This is a genomic window from Pseudomonas sp., from assembly GCF_051660785.1.
In the GTDB taxonomy this organism is placed as follows: Bacteria; Pseudomonadota; Gammaproteobacteria; order Pseudomonadales; family Pseudomonadaceae; genus Aquipseudomonas.
Genome location: NZ_JBOFQE010000059.1, coordinates 205,920 through 225,558 on the forward strand (window position 1 = coordinate 205,920; position 19,639 = coordinate 225,558).

The window sequence follows — 19,639 nt, forward strand, 5'->3', positions numbered from 1 at the left end:
TAGCCGGGTCACGGGTTAGCCGGGAATAACCCCCTTCTGTGCAAGCCGTTTCAACGCGTTGATCATGATCTCCTCATTGTTGACGACTTCGGTAAAACCCGCACGCCGAATCTTGTTCATGTCGCTGATCATGTCGAACTCAGTGTTGAAGATGAAATCACCGAACGGCCAGCCCACCAGTTTGTTGAAAGGCATCGTGTTCAAGTCGTGAGTTTGGGTTAGACGCTCCCAGTCCTTCGCTTTGCCGGGCATGTGCCTCGCAAGGGAGAACGGTTGTGGCGGCGCGACATCCATGCCGAATGCTTGCGCTGCTTTGTGCCAGAGGCGCTCCCAACGGAACGGTTCGCCCACCAGATTGAACGCTTCATTACGCGCCGTCGGTGCCAGGGCCGCCCAAAGGCTGGCGCGAGCAAGCCAATGGGCATCGGTCACTTGCGCAACCACCTCGCGGTAGGTGCGCATGGAACCCGGAAAGCGCAATGGAACACCGGCCTCTTTGCTCAACGCCGCGAACACACCGATCACCATCGCAATGTTCATCGGATTACCGGCGATATCGCCCACCACCACATCGGGTCTGAGAATGGTCCAGTCGAGTCCTTCGCTGGCTTGACGTTCGCGCAGCACATCTTCCTGCGCGTAATAGAAGTTCGGCGCAATGTGGCGCGGGTCGTCCTCGTAAAACGGCGCCACGCTGGCACCCAGATGAACGCCATACACTTTGGCGCCCTGGTAATGCACCACACGCTGAAGCGGTGCGCCGACTGTTTTCAAACCATCCAGCACGTTGCGCAGCATGGCCGCATTGATCTCGGATTCGCGAGCCAGATCCGGGTCGGTCTGCAAGGCGGCGTAAAACACATGCGTGGTGTCGGAGGCATAAGCCAGCGCGGCCTGGGTCGCTTGAGGATCACTCAGATCACAATCGATTGTCTCGACGCCTTCGACGGAGGTCTTTCGCAGAGCTCGAACCTTCCAGTCGGGCGCGCTGGCCAGTGCCTCAACCAGCGCGCTGCCAATGATGCCGCTTGATCCAACGACCAGTGCAATATGGGTATTGCTCATGACTTGACCCTCATTATTTCGATGCGCAGTGGCAAGAGGGACAAAAGTTATCATCGAAAAAATGAAAGCAATAGGCGATAGTTATTGAATCTTTCGGTCCTGATGGTTGCTAATCCAATGCTGGATTCCATTGACGAGTTGCGCCTTTTCACCGCCGTCTTTGAGGAAGGCTCTATCCGTGCCGCCTCTGAACGCCTCGGGATGACGGCCGCAGGCGGCAGCAAGCGCCTGCTCTCCCTTGAAGATCGTGTCGGCCGACGACTTTTTAATCGCACCACGCGAAAACTGAGCCCGACGACGGATGGGCAAAAACTCTATCAACATGCTCAATCCATCCTCGCCAGCGTCCAGGAAGCCGAACGCGGCTTATTCGATGAAACCGAAATCAGCGGCCGCCTGAGAATCACCGCCTCGGCAACATTTGTCTTGGGTTACTTGTCGGGCGTCGTCAGTAGTTACCTGTCTTGCTACCCGAAAGTCGTCGTGGATCTGGACCCGACGGACCGATTGGTGGATCTGGTCGCCGAAGGCATTGACCTCGCGATTCGCCACGGCGTCATGGCCGACTCAACCCTGATCGCACAAAAGATTTCACCCTCCCGGCGCCTGATGTGCGCCACCCCGGCGTATTGGGAAAAGCACGGCATGCCCCTTTCGCCAAAAGAGTTGTCAATGCACGACGGACTGATAATCGGCAAAGAGAATCGCTGGACACTTGCACGAGATGGCGTTGAGAAGACCGTCAAGATTCGCAGCCGTTTTGAATCCGGCCTGGGGGAAGTCGTGCGTCAAATGGCGCTCGACGGGCATGGCATCGCGTTGCTCGCGGACTGGCATGTCGGCGATGACTTGCGCTCTGGAAAACTGGTGGAGGCGTTCGCTGACTGGACCGTCGAGCCATCAAGCGGAATCTATGCGGTCTACCCCTCCAGAGAAAACATCGCGCCCACCGTGCGCAGCTTTATCGCTCATCTCAAGGAATGGATAGCGACCCACCCGATTGAAATTGAATCCGGGAGGTTCTAGCCCCAACCCGACCCTTTGCGCACTATCCCCTGTAGCAGCTGTCGAGCCTGATGTTGCAGCGAGACAGCGGCGTAATGCCACCTATACTCCTTTCCACCAACCCCGCCCGGGGCCTGCACTACCAACAATAAAAAGCAGAGGTGGAACATGGTCTGGCAGCAAATCTACGATCCCTTCGGTAACCCGGTGCTTTCAACCATCATGGCGGCAGTGCCCGTGGTGGTGATGCTGGCATCCCTGGCGTTTTTTCATATCAAGGCGCATCTGGCGGCCTTGCTGGCCCTTGCCTCGGCGCTATTGATCGCAATCTTTGCCTTCGGCATGCCCGCGAACATGGCCGGTTCGGCGGCACTCTACGGTGCCGCCAACGGCCTGTTGCCGATTGGCTGGATTGTGCTCAACATCATTTTCCTGCACCGGCTGACCACCGAAAACGGTTCGTTCAAAGTGCTGCAGGATTCCCTCGCACGCATCACCGACGATCGACGATTGCAACTGCTGCTGATTGCCTTCTGCTTCGGCGCCTTCTTCGAAGGGGCTGCCGGGTTCGGCACGCCGGTAGCGGTGACCGGGGCGATTCTGATCGGGTTGGGCTTCTCGCCGCTGGCTGCTTCCGGCCTGGCATTGATCGCCAACACCGCGCCCGTGGCATTCGGTGCGCTGGGCACGCCCATCATTACGCTCGCCAAGGTCACGGGCCTGGATGAAATGGAGCTGTCGATGATGGTTGGCCGGCAACTGCCGTTCTTCTCGGTGATCGTCCCGTTCTGGTTGATCTGGGCCTTTGCCGGCTGGCGCAAGATGCTGGAAATCTGGCCGGCCATCCTCGTCGCCGGGGTCAGTTTCGCCGTGCCGCAGTTCCTGGTGTCCAACTATCACGGGCCGATGCTGGTGGACGTGATCGCCGCGCTGATCTCCATGGCGTGCCTGACCGGTTTCCTCAAGGTCTGGAAGCCGGCCACCATCCACACCTCCGCCGCCTTGTCCGGGCGCGTCGACAACTCGAAAATCGAAGAAGAACATCAGCAAAAATCCGAGACCAGCGGGACCTTTGCCAGCGATGCGAAACCGGCAGTAATGCGCGCGTGGATGCCCTGGATCATCCTCACGGTGTTCGTCTTCGCCTGGGGCACCCAGGGTTTCAAAAACATGTTCGACACCCGTCCAGCGATCGATCCGGCTACGAACTCGGCCAAACTCGACCCTCAAGGCAAACCGATGCGCGAAGCGAACCCGATCTTCGCCCCGGTGGTGACCTTCACCACCATTCACCAACAGATCGAGAAAGTGCCACCGGTGGTGCCCGCGGCTAAAACCGAGGAAGCGGTGTACAAGTTCACCTGGTTGACCAGCACCGGCAGCGGCATCCTCCTGGCGGCCATCGTCGGCGGCCTGCTGATGGGCTACTCCATCCCGCAACTGGCACGCCAATACCTGCGAACGTTGTGGGTGGTGCGTTACTCACTCATCACCATCGTGGCGATGCTGGCGCTCGGCTTCCTCACCCGCTACTCGGGCCTCGACGCCACAATGGGTCTGGCCTTCGCCGCGACAGGCATCTTCTACCCCATGTTCGGCACCCTCCTCGGCTGGCTCGGCGTGGCGCTGACCGGCTCCGACACGGCCTCCAACGTGCTGTTCGGCGGCTTGCAGCGGGTAACCGCCGAACAACTGGGGATCAGTCCGGTGTTGATGGCCGCGGCCAACAGTTCCGGCGGGGTCATGGGCAAGATGGTCGACGCCCAGTCGATCGTGGTCGCGTCCACGGCGACTCGCTGGTACGGGCATGAGGGGGAGATTCTGCGTTATGTGTTCTTCCACTCCATCATCCTGGCGATTCTGGTGGGTGGGTTGGTGACGTTGCAGGCGTATGTGGCGCCGTTCAGCAGTATGGTGGTGGGCGGACACTAGACGTCCAAAGGTCTATAGCCCGGGCCAGCCGCCCGGGTTATGGCTTGCAACGCACGTATCAAGTCAGGCGGCCTCCCGACATCAACCCTTCCGTCAACAACGACACCAACGGCTGCACCAGATGTTGGGTACGCACATCATCACCAACCACCGCCACTTCGGTACTCGGCAGGGTCGGCAACTTCTCCGACGGTTCCAGTATCCGCATCCCTTCCTGTAAAAACGAAGTCCCCAACGCCGTAATTCCCAACCCTCCCGCTACCGCCGCCTGAACGCCCATCAAATTGCTGGCCAGGCACGCGGATGCCCATTCCCGCCCAACCGTGGCCAACGCCTCGATCATGATTGCCCGGTACGCGCAGGGTGGCCGCATCATCACCAGTCGCACCGGTTTGGACGATTCGATTTCATAATCCTTCGCGGCAATCCACACCAACGGCTCGCGCCAGATGACTCGCCCCCGCGTTGTGCCGGAACTGAATTTTCGCTTGGAAATGACCACGTCCAGTAAACCGGCTTCGTAGTCGTTGAGCAGGTCGTCGCTCAGGCCCGTGGTCAGTTCCAGTTGAATGTCGGGATACAACTGGGTGAAGCGCGACAGCAGCTTGGGCAACTGGGTCGGAACGAGGTTTTCCGAGATTCCCAGGCGCAGCAGATTGACGGTAGCCGGCGCCTTGATGTCCCGCATGAAGGTGTCGAAATGCACCATCATCCGGCGCGCGCCCACCAGCAGGCGCTCGCCGTCCGGGGTCAGCGTCAGGGCGCGGCTGGTGCGGTCGAAGACACGAAAACCAAGCACCTCTTCCAGCCGGATGATCTTCTGGCTCACCGCCGATTGCGACCGCGCGATCACCTCGGCAGCCGCTGTGAAACTGCCGGTCTCCGCCACGGCGATAAACGCCCGAAGCAGGTCGATCTCAAGGTCGCTGGCTTGCATGATGGATTCGCCTTTCAACTGGATGCCATTAAATTTATGCGTTTGTATTCTAGATAGCAAATGCCGAACATCGTACTCAACCTGAATACGAGGAGTTCCAAAATGTCAGTCAATAAAGCAGTTGAGATCGTTGAGAGTTTCTGGCGCGAAGTGTGGCAAGCCAAAGATCCGCAAGCCGCGGCGCGCTTCGTGGCTGAAGATTTCGTCATCACTTCTGGCGGTATGGATATCGTTGGCCGCGAAGCGTTCATTCAATGGATTGGCGTCTTTCTGTCGAAGATCGAAGACTTCGAATTCGGCAGTATCGAGACGTTTCAAAATGCCGAAGGCACTCGCGTCGCGTCACGCTGGAAACTGGCCGGAAAGAACCAGGGGTTTATTGGTGGCCGCACGTGCAACAGCCCGTTTGAAATGCTCGGCACCGCGGTCTGGGAAGTTCGTCCGGATGGCCTTCTGGCGCATAACTGGGTGGAACGTAATTCGCTGGAAGTTCATCGCGACTTGATCGGGTTCTGAGCAACCGAGTTGAAGTGCAACATGAAACCCGCAACTTTTTTCATATTGCTTCTGCAGATCCTGACGCCCCCACACGGCGCGCGCCCACCTGAAGTCGTGATGGATGTCAGGAGCCTTCTGCAAGGGTCGGCGTTGCAGTATCCGCCGACCTGTTCGAAGTAACCGGAGACACATTATGAATACTCGTACTTTGTTCGCCAGTGCTGCTTTTGCCTTTGTAGCACTCACCAACAACACGTTTGCAGATACGCCAAACGTACCCGCCAAGCCTTATCACTACGGCATGCCGATCCACGTGGCCAAAGTCATTTCCCTTCAGGAACCACCTTCCGCCGACTGCGAAGTGGTGAATGCCAAACTGACTTATCTGGACGACTCCGGGAATGTCAAAGCCTTTACTTACTTCAAAATGGCCCAGGCTTGCGAAGAGCAGAACTGAATGTGATCAATCTGGCCAATGTGCAATTCAGGCAAGCCGCAACACGATCTGTAGCAGCTGGCGAAGCCTGCGTTCGGCTGCGAAGCAGTCGTAAATCCTGAACATGCGGTTTTTCTGACACACCGCATCGACTGATTTTACGACTGCTACTCAGCCGAACGCAGGCTTCGCCAGCTGCTACATGAGTTGTGTTGCCGCGGAGATATCAGGCCGCTTTATCTGTCAGGCCGCTGCGGACGTTCACCGCCGAAGATTGCCCCGCGCTGAACACCAACCCCGAAGCAAACACCACCCCCAGAATCACGCCCCCCGCCCCCAGCAACTGCCAGACATTGGGCAGCACACCGAGTATCGAAGACACCAGCATGGTGAACACCGGAGCCAGGTTGAAGAAGATCGACGTGCGCGCCGCACCAATCGCATGAATGCCTTTGAACCACAGTAAATAGGCAATCAACGAACCACACACTGCCAGATAAACCACCGCGCCATGCACAGACAGCGAAGCCGTGCTGATCGAGGCAGCCGGGTTCTCATAAATGAAGCCCAGCACGATCAAGCCAATGACACCGAACAACATGGAAAACGTGGTGGTTTCCAGCGGTGTCGAGTCTTTGACGAAGCGCCGGGTGCCGACCATGTTGGCTGCCCAGGCGATGCTGCCGGCCAGAATAATTGCATCGCCGGTCGCCACTTTCAGCCCGAGCAACACCTGGATATCGCCGCGCGTAATCACCAGGCCGACGCCCAGCAAACCCAGGATCAGCCCGATGGCGCGGCCGCGATCGATGCGTTCGCCTTCGAGCAGCACGGCGAAGATCATGGTCCACAGTGGCGTGGTCGCCAGGATCAGCGCGCCGTTGATGGGTGTGGTGGTTTGCAGGCCGAAGAAGGTCGCGAGGTTGAACGCGGTAAAGCCCAGCAGGCCCAGACCGATAAAGGCCGCAAGATTGTTTTTCAGTGTGCTGAGGCGCAATTTGCCCGCCAGGCCGAAAATCAGCACGAGCAACAGGGTGGAAATGGCGAAGCGCTCAATGGACGCGCTGATCGGTGCCATGCTCTTGATGATGTAAGCACCGGCGTTGAAGTTGGTGCCCCAGAAAAATGTGGCACCGACGATGCCGGCATAGGCGAGAGGCGTTGATTTTGACATGGCTTTTTCCTCGTCAAGTCGTGGGATCTTCAGACCTGCTTGTCAGGTGTTGAAGGATTCTTGCAGGCTTGGCGTCGGGGCAAAATTCCCCATTTATTCACCTTTCATGTGAGAAAACGCCCATGTTCGACTGGGAGGATCTGCGCTACTTCATCGTCTTCGCCCACGAGCATTCTTTGTCTGCGGCGGCGCGCACGCTCAAGGTCGACCACGCCACCGTGGCGCGGCGTATCAGTGCGCTGGAGAGCTCGCTGAACCTCAAACTGGTGGACCGACGCCCACGTTCCTATGTCATCACCGAGGACGGCGAACGTATCGCCCAGTTGGGCCGGCGCATGGAGAGCGAGTCTTTCGCGTTGCAACGCACGGCGTTGGCCGGACAGGAAAGCTTTGCCGGCGAAGTCACCGTCAGTGCACCGCCCGCCTTGGCTTGCGCGCTGATCGCGCCGCGAATCAATGCGTTACGCATCCAGCATCCACAACTGTCCTTGCAGTTGATCGGCAGCCTGGACAGCGCTTCGTTGTCGCGGCGCGAAGCCGATATTGCCGTGCGCCTGAGCCGCCCCAAGGAACCGGACCTGGTGGCTCGCAAAGTCGCGACGGTGCAGTTCCATCTGTACGGTTCGACGGACTATCTGGCCAGGACAGCCCCGGAAGATCTGGCCTTCATCGCCTACGACCAGACCATGGAACAGACCCCGCAACAGCTCTGGCTCAAGCAGCAAGCGGGGGATCGGCCGATCCTGCTGCGCAGCAATGATTTGAATATTCAGGCGACCATTGCCCAGGCGGGCGCCGGCGTTGCAGCATTGCCGTACTTCCTTGGCGAGCACTACGGTTTGCAAGCGATGGAGACCGTGGGCACGGGATTGGCACGTGAAGTCTGGCTGGTGGTGCACAGCGACATCCGCCATACCCCGTCGGTGCGGGCGGTGATGAGTTTCCTGGCGTCGTGCTTCGAAAACTGAGCCCGTGCGTCAAACACTGCTTTACTGATTCAAATCCTGAACCAACGGGAAGCGCCCCCATGGACCGTCTCACCGCCAAAGATTTCGCCCCGCAATTGCTTGAGCTTTACGACTACTACGCCCACGGCAAGATCAACCGGCGCGAGTTTCTTGATCGAGCAGCGTTGTTCACCTTGGGCGGGTTGACGGCCAGCGCCCTCCTCGCCGCCCTGAGCCCGAACTACGCACTTGCCGAGCAGGTTGAATTCACCGACCCGGACATCCTCCCCGAGTACATTTCCTATCCTTCGCCCAAGGGCCACGGCAATGTCCGCGGCTATCTGGTGCGCCCGGCCAAAGCCACCGGCAAGGTGCCAGCCGTGCTGGTCGTGCATGAAAACCGTGGGCTTAACCCTTACATCGAGGACGTCGCACGGCGCGTCGCCAAGGCGGGATTTATTGCCCTCGCCCCCGATGGCCTGAGTTCGGTGGGCGGCTATCCCGGCAACGATGAAAAAGGCAAGGAGTTACAAGCGACTGTCGATCCTGAAAAGCTGATGAATGACTTTTTTGCCGCTATTGACTGGCTGATGAAAAACGACAAAACCACGGGCAAAGTCGGCATCACCGGGTTCTGCTATGGCGGCGGTGTCTCCAATGCGGCGGCGGTGGCCTACCCGGAACTGGCAGCGGCCGTGCCGTTTTATGGCCGTCAGCCAAAGGCTGAAGATGTGCCGAAAATCAAGGCGCCGCTGCTGCTGCATTACGGCGAACTGGACAAGGGCATCAATGAAGGCTGGCCGGCGTATGAGAAAGCGTTGAAAGCGTCAGGCAAGACGTATGAGGCTTACATTTACGCGGGCTGCAACCACGGTTTTCATAACGACTCCACGCCTCGGTACGATGAGGCCGCAGCGAAGCTTGCTTGGGACAGGACGGTGGCCTGGTTCAACAAATACCTGGTTTAGGTCAAAAAACGCAGCCTCGTTTCACTCGACAGCTGCTACAGGGGGTCGTTGTGGGGTCTTGCGCAGCTATCAATTGCTTCGATCTTTTAAATCATGAAGCCGAATTTTTTATTTTTCAGCGACGAGTTCAGGATGGCGCCACCTCTGATAATTCGGGCGAAGCTTCATGAACATCAATTTTGCGTTTGCGTGCTTGATCGTGGTGTCGTTTGCAATTGCGCTGGGGCATGGCTGATCGCTCAGGCGGGCGCTTGCACCACTTCGATTCCTAGCTTGCGATAGTCGTCGATGTCGCCCGACGCCACGTGTTGCTCGGTAATCAGGGTGTGTAAACGTGAGCACGGCACGACGATGTACGGTTCCACCGCCCCCAGTTTGTCCGCGGTGGTGACGGCGATCACTTGAGAGGAACTGTCAAACAGCGCCTGCTTCACTGGTACCTCATCAAAATGCAGCGAGCTGATGCCGACCTCCGGATGAATCGCGCAAACCCCGGTAAACAGCACGTCAGCCTTGATACCCTGCAACAAGCGCACGGTCTCGTGACCGCTGACCGACATCGTCGCCAGGTTGAGTTGCCCACCCGCCAGAATCACCTTGATGCCCGGGTATTCCGCGAGGGTAATCGCGGTCAACGGCGATGTGGTGATGGCCGTGATGGAAATAGTCGAAGGCAAGGACCGGGCGATCTGCAACGTGGTGCTTCCCGAATCGAACATCACGATCTGACCGTCCCGGACGTGCCGCGCGGCGAGCTGTGCGAGGTGCACTTTCACCTCGTCTGTTTCACCCACCCGAGTAAGGAAATCCTTGCCCGTGTCCTTGGGCCGCGGCAGCGCGCCACCGTGCACACGTTGCACCAGGCCGGCGCTGTGCAGTTCCGAAAGGTCGCGGCGAATGGTGTCTTCTGAAACAGCGAAATGCTGGCTCAATTCCGAAGCCATGACCTTGCCGTCGCGCTCGAGGATCAGAAGAATTTTCTGCCGGCGTACGGAAGGAAGCTCGGTAGCCGAATGCTGATCTTGCATGTTTATGCCTGAATTTGCGTGTTTGTGCGAGATTAGCCAAAGCGATGCACAAACACAATCGCGGTTTTGTTTTCTGGCAAACTTCCCGGCGCGTCCATCCAGAGCATTCTCTTCATGCACTTCGCCCTTGTCTCAAACGGTTCACTCCTCACACCTGAACAGCCCGACGTAACCGTGCCGTGGTGGAGTTTCAGCAAGACGGTACTCGCCGCTGCGGCGATGTCGTTGGTGCGTGACGGGTTGATCGGTCTGGATGATGGTTTGCCTGAAGGCCCGTTCACGTTGCGCCAGCTACTGCGGCATGAAGCCGGATTGGCGGATTACAGTGAGCTCGCGGACTACCACGCCGCCGTGGCCCGCAATGACGCACCTTGGTCAGCCGCTGAAATGCTGCAACGGCTTGATGCCGCCAGGCTGCGCTACGCGCCGGGAGACGGCTGGCGGTATTCGAATGTTGGCTACCTGTTCGTCGCCAGACTCATTGAACGCGTGACCGGCCTCGCGCTTGAAGAAGCACTGACGCAACGCGTGTTTTTGCCTCTCGGTTTATCGCGCGTACGCCTCGCAACGACCCGAGCCGATCTGGTGGGCGTGAGCATGGGCGCGGCTTTGACTTACGATCCGGGCTGGGTCTATCACGGCTTGCTGGTCGGTCAGCTCGCTGACGCGGTCCTGTGCCTGGACCGTCTGTTGGCCGGGCATTTGCTGCCGCAATCACTGCTGCGAGAGATGCAAACGGCCCGGGCACTGGGCGGACCGATTGCCGGACGTCCCTGGGTGGCTCCGGGTTATGCCCTCGGCCTGATGCAGGGCACGGTGGAAGGTGGCTTTACTTTGAGTGGTCACACCGGCGCCGGACCGGGCAGTGTGGTTGCGGTTTACTGCTGCGTTAATGGCGGCAATACGGCAAGTTGTGCGGTGTTTTGTGAAGATGGGGACCAAGGCGCTGTCGAAACAAAATTGGTGCGTCGCCTGATAAACCTGGCAACTAAATAAATCCGCCTCCTGTAATCTTTCCGACTTTAACCCGAGCAGCGCTTATAACGCATAGCGTTAGCTCGATAAACTTTGTTGCATAATCCTCAACTCGCAACATATAGCAACTTATCAACTGAAATTCCTTGAATCTCATTTTCTTAACAAACTTTGTTGCATCTATTTAACACTGAATCATTCCTCTTACACCTTTCGCAAGAAGTTACATTCGCGTGTATTGACGCGCTTCTAAAACGCGCCTTTCATTAATGCCAGAGCCGAAACCTGTCGACTCTCACCACGCAAACGAAAGTGCGGAAGGAACCTGATCATGCTTATCATCGACACACCCTATAACACCACAGCAAAACTTCGCGGCCTGGCGAAAGAAAATGTACAAACGATTATTCGCTATTACAACTTCAGCAATTCAAGAACTTTCCCGGAGAAGTGTTTAACGCTTATAGAGGCGCAATCAATATGTGCGCAAGGAATGAACATCGTTGTCGTGTTCCAGCAACGACAAGACAATGCCGACGACTTCTCGGAAATCAAAGGCTATGAAGCGGGACGCAGAGCCTATCGGTATGCCCACAATGACATCGGGCAACCTGACGGGTCGGGCATCTATTTTTCCGTCGACTTCGATGCCAGCACCACCGAGATCACCAGCAGCATCATTCCGTATTTTCAGGGCGTACAACGGGCATTCGAAGAGATATCCGGCGGTCAACCAGCCTATCGGGTAGGTGTCTACGGCTCGGGGTCCACAGCCAGTGCCCTGACCAAAAACAACTTGTGCTCTCTGGTCTGGCTTGCCATGTCGTCGGGGTTTCGCGGGACGAAAGACGCGATTAAAAACGGCGCCTATCACATAGAGCAAAAAGCCCCGTCGGCCAAGTTGTGCGGTCTGGACCTCGACTACAACCTCATCAACCCTCAACACAGCGATTTCGGCGCTTTTGTCTTGCCGGTCGAAACTTCGTCGGTCCCGCCTTCTCTGTCTGCCGCCACCCATGAAGTGATCTCCCGCACCACCCTGCGACTGCGCGGCGGCCCCGGCACCGAGTACAGCGTGCTCAGTAGCTTGAAGCCAGGGCAGCTGGTCGTGGCGAGGCCGGTCAATACGGAGTGGTCGAGTATTGATCTTCAGAGGGATGGCTTGATTGACGGGTTTGTGTCTTCAGCATTTTTGAAAGAGTTGAATTGAACGCAGGATTGTTTTTTGCAATCAGGAGGCGTCATGAACATTCACTTTCAACACAAGACGGGCAGTGAGCAAGATCCTTTCCCCGAGCACGCCTACGGTCGCTTTGACCATGTTGAGTTGAGCGACGATGGTAACAACGCCTTGGTTGCTTTCGATCTGGTAGATGCTGAATGGATAGATAGTAGAGGCGGAACCGATATGTTCTCCCTCGAAGGTCCTCCGGATCAGCGGGAAATTTGGAGGGAATACCTTGCACATCAACAAACCCAACACCTGCCCGACCCGTTTGAAGACATGCCAATCTATCGGCTGGAAATTGACCTGCCGAATAACGGGTATTGGTATGGGTTGAAGGCCCTTGGGAATGTATCTGGGCCAAGCCTCGATAAGGCGCTGGCAGCATTGGAAGTGCCCTGGATCGATTTTCACCTCACCCAGCCCGCCCATGGTCAAAGAAACATCCCTGGCCTCACGGGCAGCCTCTACACGCGGATGTTCGGCGAGTCCCTTTTGTTATGCGTGAACGGAACCCCATTGCCAGACCCGGCCGCCCAAAGCCTGTCGACCATCTTCTCACTCAGTAACCTGCCTGAAATCAGTCATGATGACTTCCAGGATCTGCTGGCGAAAGCAATGGCTGACTGGCTGATAGTGTTCGATGTTGGCCAAGGCAATGCCTGCGCACTGCTGGAAACATCCACTCCGGACGCAGGCATCCCAACGCTCTATTTCGATCTGGGTGCCGGGGTTTACCGTAACAAGAACACCGCACCTGCAAACCTGGAATTCAGCTTCTACAGCAACCCGCCGGTGGTGTTGTCGCACTGGGACTCGGATCATTGGGCAGGTGCTTACATCGCTGATTCAGCGGGCAGCTACCCGGCCCTCCAGATGAAATGGATTGCCCCTTCACAGACGGTTGGCCCCACCCATATAGCCTTCGTCAACGATGTCCGCAAAGCCCATGGAGAATTTTTGATTTATGCCCCTCCTTCCCGACCAACCGTTGGGGTGGCTCAGCTGCGGGATGGTCGATGCATCCGGTTTATGTGCGGTACCGGGGGTGGTCGAAATAACACCGGTCTGGTCATGGCGATCGAGGATAATCCCTTAACGTTTGCGCGCAGTTGGATACTCACCGGTGATTGCGACTACGAACACTTCAAGGCTCATCTTGATCCGGAACTACCCGTAGGAATGGTGGCGCCGCATCATGGTGCAAACCTCAGCCCCAACACGCCGATACCGAACCCCAATCGCCAAAATACGTATTGGCGCCTGGTTTATTCCTTCGGCAAGGACAATCAGCACGGCAGAACACACGTACAACACCCGACGGCCAATGGGGTAGATGCGCACAGCCAACACGATTGGACTCACGACGCCTGGGATCTTAATGACCCTGGATATCCCTTGGCCGAGGGCGATGTCCGATCCACTTGCGAGCACCGCCCCGGCAAGCAGCGCGGTGGAGTACTGGTGGGTTGGGATGAGCCTCAACAACTGGTGCAGGTGCGACGCACCTACAACACGGTGATCAAGTCGACGACCCAGATGTGAGTGTTATTTGCTAGCGACTCGGGCTCCATTACCGGGCGTCACCAACGCCTTCAACGACGCATCAAACTGCTTCAACGCATTCACCTGCAACTCGGTTTGCCGGTCAATCTGCGCAGCAATCTCCGGCGCCGCCTTGCCATGCACCCAAACTGAAGGCATCTGCTGTTCACGTGAGCCTTCGGCCTTGCCGATGTACTGCAGGTTCGAATCGTAGAATTTGGCCAGGAACCGCGCTTCAACCTGGTTGTTGCGCTTGGACACCAGACGGCTATAGGTGTCCAGCATCACCACCACATCGGGATGGGCTTGCACCACGGCGTCGAGGTTGTCGTAGACAGTCACCGAAGCAAATTGTTTTTGCAGCGAGCCCATCAGCCAGTTGATCGCCAGTTTCGGATCGGAACTGTTGACGAAGGCGTTGCTGATGCGCGAATCCAGCGCAGGGTTCTTCGCGCCGTTCAGCGCGACAGAATGGTACTGCTCAAGGTACTCGAGGGTGTTGAGGGTGTTTTCGCTATAGAGCACGCCCACCGATTGGGTGTGCTGCAAGCTGGCGGTGCTGTCCGTCACCGGCAGGAAATGGCATGACGGGTCAGCCGCGTAGGCCGGCGCGGCGGCGGCCATACTGCCGGTCAATACAGCGACAAGGGCCAGCAAGGTAGAGATTCTCATCGCGCAGGTTCCTTCAGAGGCGACTTTGGTATGACGCTATCCTCCTCTCATGACAGAAAAACGGAACTTGCCTTCCTTGATGGTGATTATTGATTAAACGAATGGTTACGCGGAGCGTGATGGCGAGTGGATATCTGCGCGAAGCCGATTATGCTTCAAGAAACCTTGCAGCGATGCGAGGCCGTCAGCCTGTGTGCATGCTTCGCGCAATCCGTAATCCGACGACATCAGCCCAAGGGCCTGGGTGCGGCAAAAGGTAATGAGGTACTCCGGCCTATAACAAGAACGACGGAGAAGACTCATGGCCGCAATCGACAACGCATCTACGGGCAGTGCGCCCCACCACGGGATCACCAAGGAGGAGCGCAAGGTCATTTTCGCCTCGTCCCTGGGCACCGTGTTCGAGTGGTACGACTTTTACCTTTACGGCTCCCTGGCCGCGATCATCGCCAAGCACTTCTTCGCTGGCGTCAACGAGACGACGTCCTTCATCTTCGCGCTGCTCGCGTTCGCCGCGGGCTTTGCAGTACGGCCCTTCGGCGCGATCGTGTTCGGCCGACTGGGTGACATGATCGGGCGCAAGCACACTTTCCTCATCACCATCGTGATCATGGGTATTTCCACCGCCATCGTGGGCTTTTTGCCCGGCTACGCGACTATCGGTGTGGCGGCTCCGATCATCCTGATCACCTTGCGCCTGTTGCAAGGCCTGGCGCTGGGCGGTGAGTACGGCGGTGCGGCGACCTACGTCGCCGAACATGCGCCGAAAGGCAAGCGCGGCTATTTCACCTCGTGGATTCAAACCACCGCGACCCTCGGCCTGTTTCTGTCGCTGCTGGTGATCCTCGCTTGCCGGACGATCCTCGGCACCGAAGCCTTCGAGGCGTGGGGCTGGCGGATTCCGTTCCTGCTGTCGATCCTGCTGCTGATCGTCTCGGTGTACATCCGTTTGCAACTCAGCGAGTCGCCGGTGTTCGTGAAAATGAAGGCTGAAGGCAAGTCCTCCAAGGCGCCGCTGACCGAATCCTTCGCGCGGTGGGACAACCTGAAAATCGTGATCATGGCCCTGCTCGGCGGTACGGCCGGCCAAGCGGTTGTCTGGTACACCGGGCAGTTCTACGCGCTGTTCTTCCTCTTGCAAACGCTGAAGATCGACGCGCAGACCGCCAACTTGCTGATCGCCGGCTCGCTGCTGATCGGCACGCCGTTCTTCGTCATCTTCGGCAGCTTGTCCGACCGCATCGGCCGCAAGGGCATCATCATGGCCGGATGCATCCTCGCGGCGTTGACCTACTTCCCGATCTTCCATGCGTTGACCCAGTACGGTAACCCCGACGTGTTCGTTGCGCAGGAGAAGAACCCGGTCACGGTGATCGCTGATCCCGACCAGTGCTCGTTCCAGTTCGACCCGGTGGGCAAGGCCAAATTCACCAGTTCCTGCGACCTCGCCAAGACCGTGCTGGCGAAGCGGGCCATCCCGTACAAGAACGAGAAGGCCGAGCCGGGCACCGTCGCGCAAGTGCGCATCGGCGACAAGGTGATCCAGAGCTTCGAAGGCACCGGCATGCCGGCCGCCGACTTCAAGGCCAAGAACGACGCCTTCACCGCCACCCTTGGCACCTCGCTCAAAGAGGCCGGTTACCCGGAGAAAGCTGACCCGGCCAAGACCAACTACCCGATGGTGCTGCTGCTCCTGACCATCCTCGTGATCTACGTGACCATGGTCTACGGCCCGATCGCCGCCTGGCTGGTGGAACTGTTCCCGGCGCGCATCCGCTACACCTCGATGTCGCTGCCCTACCACATCGGCAACGGCTGGTTCGGCGGCTTCCTGCCGACGGTGGCGTTCGCCATGGTGGCGGCCACGGGTGACATCTATTACGGCCTCTGGTACCCGATCGTCATCGCCGTGATGACGGCGATTCTCGGCATCTTCTTCATGCCGGAAACCAAGGACCGGGAGATTCATCACACCTGAGTCTGGCGCCTGCCCTCTCGTGCGAACGAGAGGGCAGGCCTTCTACGGATCAAACGGTCTACGCTCATCCACATTGCTTCGGGGTTCCTTCCCCGGCACTGACGGGGGCACCTTGATGATTCGTATCCTGTTGAGCGCTTTTATGCTTGCACTGAGCATCCCGGCCCATGCCGGGGTGACGCCATTTCCTGCCGGGTTTCGTGTTCAGGACATCCCTGTCGAAGGCGCGACAATTCATGTGCGCGTCGGCGGCAAGGGACCCGCCGTGGTGATGCTGCATGGCTTTGGCGATACCGGCGACATGTGGGCGCCGCTGGCAGCCGACCTGGCCAAGGACCACACCGTCGTGGTGCCGGACCTTCGTGGCATGGGCTTGTCGTCGATTCCGGACGGCGGCTACGACAAGAAAACCCAGGCGGGCGATGTTCGTGGCGTGTTGGCAGCGTTGAAGATCGAGCACGCGGTCGTCATCGGCCACGACATCGGCACCATGGTTGCCTTCGCCTACGCTTCGCGCTATCCGCAGCTGACGGATCGCCTGGTGGTGATGGATGCGCCCGTGCCGGGCATTCCACCGTGGAACGAGATCGTTCGCTCACCCATGCTGTGGCACTTCGACTTCGGCGGAGCGGATGCCGAGCGCCTGGTCGCCGGTCGTGAGCGCATCTACCTGGACCGCTTCTGGAACGAGTTCGCCGGCGACCCGACCAAGGTCGATGAAGCCACCCGCCAGCATTACGCCAAGCTCTATGCCCGCCCCGGCGCCATGCATGCGGCCTTCGCGCAGTTCCGCAGCATTCGTCAGGATGCGGTGGACAACGAAGCGTCGATGAAGACAAAACTGACGATGCCGGTGCTGGCCATTGGTGGTGAGAAATCCTTCGGGAACAACGAAGCAATCGTAATGCGCAATGCGGCGGACAACGTGACCGAAGTGGTGATACCGGGGGCGGGGCATTGGCTGATGGAAGAAGCGCCGACGCAGACCATTAAGGCGATTCGCGAATTCATTGCGCAGTAGAGCCACAACTCGACCCGTGTAGCAGCTGCGTTGTGGCGAGGGGATTTAGCGAAACGTCGCACCGCCCCGTTCGGCTGCGCAGCAGTCGTAAAAACTACGCACACGGTTTACCTGATAGACCGCAGTGCCTGAATTCACGACTGCTCCGCAGCCGGACGGGGCGGTGCGACGTTTCGCTAAATCCCCTCGCCACAGGGCAGCTGCTACAGAGGTCGAGGCAAATCCATGTGTCATGGCTTTACAGCCCAGCGGATCACAAATCGAATTGAACCCCGCGCCTCCCCGTGTTTTCGAAACCCTATAAACGCTGATTCTTGATCAGGAGCAGCGCCATTGGAGAGGAAATCCCGATGAAACGTAGACTGCTGTTTCTGCTTGCCAGCCTGAGTCCCACGCTCGTATTCGCTGAAGGCTGTGACGTTCTGACCCGCTCCCAAAGCCCTTCCGTGCCGGTGGTCGAGTCCCATAGCTGTTATGAGTACGAAGGCATGCCGGTTAATGCTATCGATTGGTCGTGCAGCAATGAGAGCAAGGAAATGCTCAGCAGCACCAAGAAAAAAGTCGAACAGTGCGACGATCATTATCAGGCCACTTGCATTGCGACGCTGACTCAGGAATCGCTGGCCAACCCGCACTCCACCAGCAAGGACAAGAACAGCAAGTCGCTCAATATTCCCGACAATGCCCAGGTCACCACGTATTACTACGGTGCGGAACACCTGAACCAATCGAAGATTGATTGCGAATCGGGCGGTGGTCACTGGAAAGCGAAGTGATGTTGCGGGGTGATACGTAGCCGTTACATCGCACGATTCGCTGTATCCGTGTTGTTACCTTAGCGACCGTGTTGTCACTTCTGCGGTGCCCGGCGGGCCAATAGAGTATTGGCTTCGGTGTAGTGCCAGGGTCGAGAACGTCTCGACCCGGCTGTTCGCCGATCCCCCATCACGGAAGAGGTGACATCATGAGTTTCGTAAAAGTTGAAAAAAACCAGAGCAGTGCCCCGTCGGAAGCCGATCTGAAAAAAGCCATGACCGAGTCTGGCGGTACGCCGGGGGAAGTGACTGGAAACAACGAGAGCCGGAAGCTGACCTTTACCGGCACGGTCAATCACACCGTGTATGAAAACAACCTGATCAAGATTGCAAAAGGCAAACGAACCAGCTGGAACTTCGTCTGGGCCGACTCGAAAGTGAGTAGCCCGGCGGTATGAGGCCACAGCGGGGCGGTCGAACGGCCGCCCCGCTGGTTCAACTCCCAGGCCCCTTGATACAACCCGGTTACGCAGGTTGTTACCTCGCCGGTTCAACCGCCCTCCCCGCTGTAACGCCAAGACACTTCGCCGCCCTGAATCCTGCGCCTACTGTGAAGCCGTCAGTGTGTTTAGAGGGTGCTGCCCGATCACTTGTCGGAACTGCTGCCGCTGCGCATTGATTGCCTAACACAACCAAGGAAGAGGAAAGCCATGAGTAAGTCGAGCGCTGTGAGCAATCAAGCTCTGCAACTTCACAATGATGTGCAAGAGGCCTTCAAGTCATTCCAAAGTCTCGCCCCATCGAGCCTGAAAACGTCGGACTACAGCAAGGTGTTGACGTCGACCCTGGCCGCCACTCAAAAGTCGGTCACGATCGAAATCGCACCCGATGACCTGACCCTGCTCAAGCAGTCAGGCTACAAGCTGTGCTTTGCCAAGAAAGTCGGTAACGAAGCCTATAACGTTGTCTGGCAGTCTTATGACAAATACCTGAGCAACAATGGTTTCAGCTGGACACCTCAGTACCAGCTGTTCGGGTCCAATACTTTTCAGGCTGACGTGACGGTGAAGGTCTCGACCAACATCGTCACGATCGGTCTGGGGCAACAATCGGAACTCAGCCCGGAAGGCTTGCTCGGCCCGGCGGTAACCGGTGGCCCTGCCATTTCCATCACCCTGGATAACGAATACGGCCCGATCCACCCCGGCATCAACCAGTTGTCAGTCGGCATCGACGGCAAGCAGGTCAGCACCCCGATCTACGTCGCCACGAACCAGGTGGTCACCGGCAATACCGTTCTGACCCCGGTCGAGACCATTCTCGTGTGGTTCGAACAGAACGTGCAGACCAGCACCATGTTCAGCACTTCGCGGTCCAAAGCCATCGAAATCGACCTGACCGTCGTCAACGATGCAACCCGCCTCTACGAAGACGGTGCATGGAAAACCGTGTAATCGTGGCATCGAGGGGCAACCACG

Annotated in this window: 19 protein-coding genes; 14 read left to right on the top strand and 5 right to left on the bottom strand. The window is 57.9% G+C overall.

Annotation, left to right across the window (positions count from 1 at the left end; translation table 11 throughout):
• Positions 1 to 15: 15 nt before the first annotated feature.
• Positions 16 to 1,065 (bottom strand): SDR family oxidoreductase, encoded by a 1,050-nt coding sequence (locus ACRC4F_RS16635; RefSeq protein WP_438660321.1) that lies wholly within the window; start codon positions 1,063 to 1,065, stop codon positions 16 to 18.
• Between the two features lie 117 nt (positions 1,066 to 1,182).
• Here ACRC4F_RS16635 and ACRC4F_RS16640 point away from each other — a divergent pair, with 117 nt between their 5' ends.
• Positions 1,183 to 2,091: a LysR family transcriptional regulator gene (locus tag ACRC4F_RS16640; RefSeq protein WP_438660322.1), complete on the top strand. Its 909-nt coding sequence runs from the start codon at positions 1,183 to 1,185 to the stop codon at positions 2,089 to 2,091.
• A 147-nt stretch (positions 2,092 to 2,238) separates the two neighbouring features.
• The gene (locus ACRC4F_RS16645; RefSeq protein WP_438660323.1) at positions 2,239 to 4,002 is read left to right on the top strand and encodes an L-lactate permease; all 1,764 of its coding nucleotides are present in this window, start codon (positions 2,239 to 2,241) and stop codon (positions 4,000 to 4,002) included.
• A gap of 58 nt (positions 4,003 to 4,060) precedes the next feature.
• Here the strand turns inward: ACRC4F_RS16645 and ACRC4F_RS16650 are convergent, their stop codons facing one another.
• Entirely contained in the window at positions 4,061 to 4,939 is an 879-nt protein-coding gene (locus ACRC4F_RS16650; RefSeq protein ID WP_438660324.1) for a LysR substrate-binding domain-containing protein, read from the bottom strand.
• 102 nt (positions 4,940 to 5,041) lie between these two features.
• Here ACRC4F_RS16650 and ACRC4F_RS16655 point away from each other — a divergent pair, with 102 nt between their 5' ends.
• Both ACRC4F_RS16655 and ACRC4F_RS16660 read left to right on the top strand, forming a co-directional pair.
• Entirely contained in the window at positions 5,042 to 5,455 is a 414-nt protein-coding gene (locus ACRC4F_RS16655; protein WP_438660325.1) for an ester cyclase, read from the top strand.
• A gap of 175 nt (positions 5,456 to 5,630) precedes the next feature.
• Positions 5,631 to 5,894: a DUF2790 domain-containing protein gene (locus ACRC4F_RS16660; RefSeq protein WP_438660326.1), complete on the top strand. Its 264-nt coding sequence runs from the start codon at positions 5,631 to 5,633 to the stop codon at positions 5,892 to 5,894.
• A 205-nt stretch (positions 5,895 to 6,099) separates the two neighbouring features.
• Here the strand turns inward: ACRC4F_RS16660 and ACRC4F_RS16665 are convergent, their stop codons facing one another.
• Positions 6,100 to 7,047 carry a DMT family transporter gene (locus ACRC4F_RS16665; protein ID WP_438660327.1) on the bottom strand — a complete coding sequence of 316 codons (948 nt, stop codon included), beginning with the start codon at positions 7,045 to 7,047 and terminating at the stop codon, positions 6,100 to 6,102.
• Positions 7,048 to 7,169: 122 nt separating this feature from the next.
• On the opposite strand from ACRC4F_RS16665, the gene ACRC4F_RS16670 reads away from it, so the two are divergent.
• Complete coding sequence (locus ACRC4F_RS16670; protein ID WP_438660328.1) at positions 7,170 to 8,015, top strand: LysR family transcriptional regulator; 846 nt, start codon at positions 7,170 to 7,172, stop codon at positions 8,013 to 8,015.
• 59 nt (positions 8,016 to 8,074) lie between these two features.
• The gene (gene yghX / locus ACRC4F_RS16675) at positions 8,075 to 8,962 is read left to right on the top strand and encodes a YghX family hydrolase (RefSeq protein WP_438660329.1); all 888 of its coding nucleotides are present in this window, start codon (positions 8,075 to 8,077) and stop codon (positions 8,960 to 8,962) included.
• Between the two features lie 239 nt (positions 8,963 to 9,201).
• Here the strand turns inward: yghX and ACRC4F_RS16680 are convergent, their stop codons facing one another.
• Positions 9,202 to 9,990 (bottom strand): DeoR/GlpR family DNA-binding transcription regulator, encoded by a 789-nt coding sequence (locus ACRC4F_RS16680; protein WP_438660330.1) that lies wholly within the window; start codon positions 9,988 to 9,990, stop codon positions 9,202 to 9,204.
• 114 nt (positions 9,991 to 10,104) lie between these two features.
• Between ACRC4F_RS16680 and ACRC4F_RS16685 the strand changes: the two genes are divergently transcribed.
• The 3 genes from ACRC4F_RS16685 to ACRC4F_RS16695 all read left to right on the top strand — a co-directional run bounded on the left by ACRC4F_RS16685 (position 10,105) and on the right by ACRC4F_RS16695 (position 13,735).
• On the top strand, positions 10,105 to 10,986 hold the full coding sequence (locus ACRC4F_RS16685) for a serine hydrolase domain-containing protein (RefSeq protein ID WP_438660331.1): 882 nt from the start codon (positions 10,105 to 10,107) through the stop codon (positions 10,984 to 10,986).
• Between the two features lie 310 nt (positions 10,987 to 11,296).
• A complete protein-coding gene (locus ACRC4F_RS16690) occupies positions 11,297 to 12,175 on the top strand; it encodes a glycoside hydrolase domain-containing protein (protein WP_438660332.1) in 879 nt (292 codons plus the stop codon).
• A 33-nt stretch (positions 12,176 to 12,208) separates the two neighbouring features.
• Positions 12,209 to 13,735, top strand: a complete 1,527-nt coding sequence (locus ACRC4F_RS16695) for a hypothetical protein (protein WP_438660333.1) — start codon at positions 12,209 to 12,211, stop codon at positions 13,733 to 13,735.
• A 3-nt stretch (positions 13,736 to 13,738) separates the two neighbouring features.
• Here ACRC4F_RS16695 and ACRC4F_RS16700 read toward each other — a convergent pair whose 3' ends face one another.
• Positions 13,739 to 14,407 (bottom strand): ATPase, encoded by a 669-nt coding sequence (locus ACRC4F_RS16700; RefSeq protein ID WP_438660334.1) that lies wholly within the window; start codon positions 14,405 to 14,407, stop codon positions 13,739 to 13,741.
• 301 nt (positions 14,408 to 14,708) lie between these two features.
• Here ACRC4F_RS16700 and ACRC4F_RS16705 point away from each other — a divergent pair, with 301 nt between their 5' ends.
• The 5 genes from ACRC4F_RS16705 to ACRC4F_RS16725 all read left to right on the top strand — a co-directional run bounded on the left by ACRC4F_RS16705 (position 14,709) and on the right by ACRC4F_RS16725 (position 19,615).
• A complete protein-coding gene (locus tag ACRC4F_RS16705) occupies positions 14,709 to 16,385 on the top strand; it encodes an MFS transporter (RefSeq protein ID WP_438660335.1) in 1,677 nt (558 codons plus the stop codon).
• Between the two features lie 115 nt (positions 16,386 to 16,500).
• Complete coding sequence (locus ACRC4F_RS16710) at positions 16,501 to 17,406, top strand: alpha/beta fold hydrolase (protein WP_438660336.1); 906 nt, start codon at positions 16,501 to 16,503, stop codon at positions 17,404 to 17,406.
• 350 nt (positions 17,407 to 17,756) lie between these two features.
• A complete protein-coding gene (locus ACRC4F_RS16715) occupies positions 17,757 to 18,182 on the top strand; it encodes a hypothetical protein (protein ID WP_438660337.1) in 426 nt (141 codons plus the stop codon).
• A gap of 188 nt (positions 18,183 to 18,370) precedes the next feature.
• Entirely contained in the window at positions 18,371 to 18,619 is a 249-nt protein-coding gene (locus ACRC4F_RS16720; protein ID WP_438660338.1) for a hypothetical protein, read from the top strand.
• A gap of 252 nt (positions 18,620 to 18,871) precedes the next feature.
• Positions 18,872 to 19,615, top strand: coding sequence for a hypothetical protein (locus ACRC4F_RS16725; protein WP_438660339.1), 744 nt, complete (start codon positions 18,872 to 18,874; stop codon positions 19,613 to 19,615).
• The last annotated feature ends 24 nt before the right edge of the window (positions 19,616 to 19,639 follow it).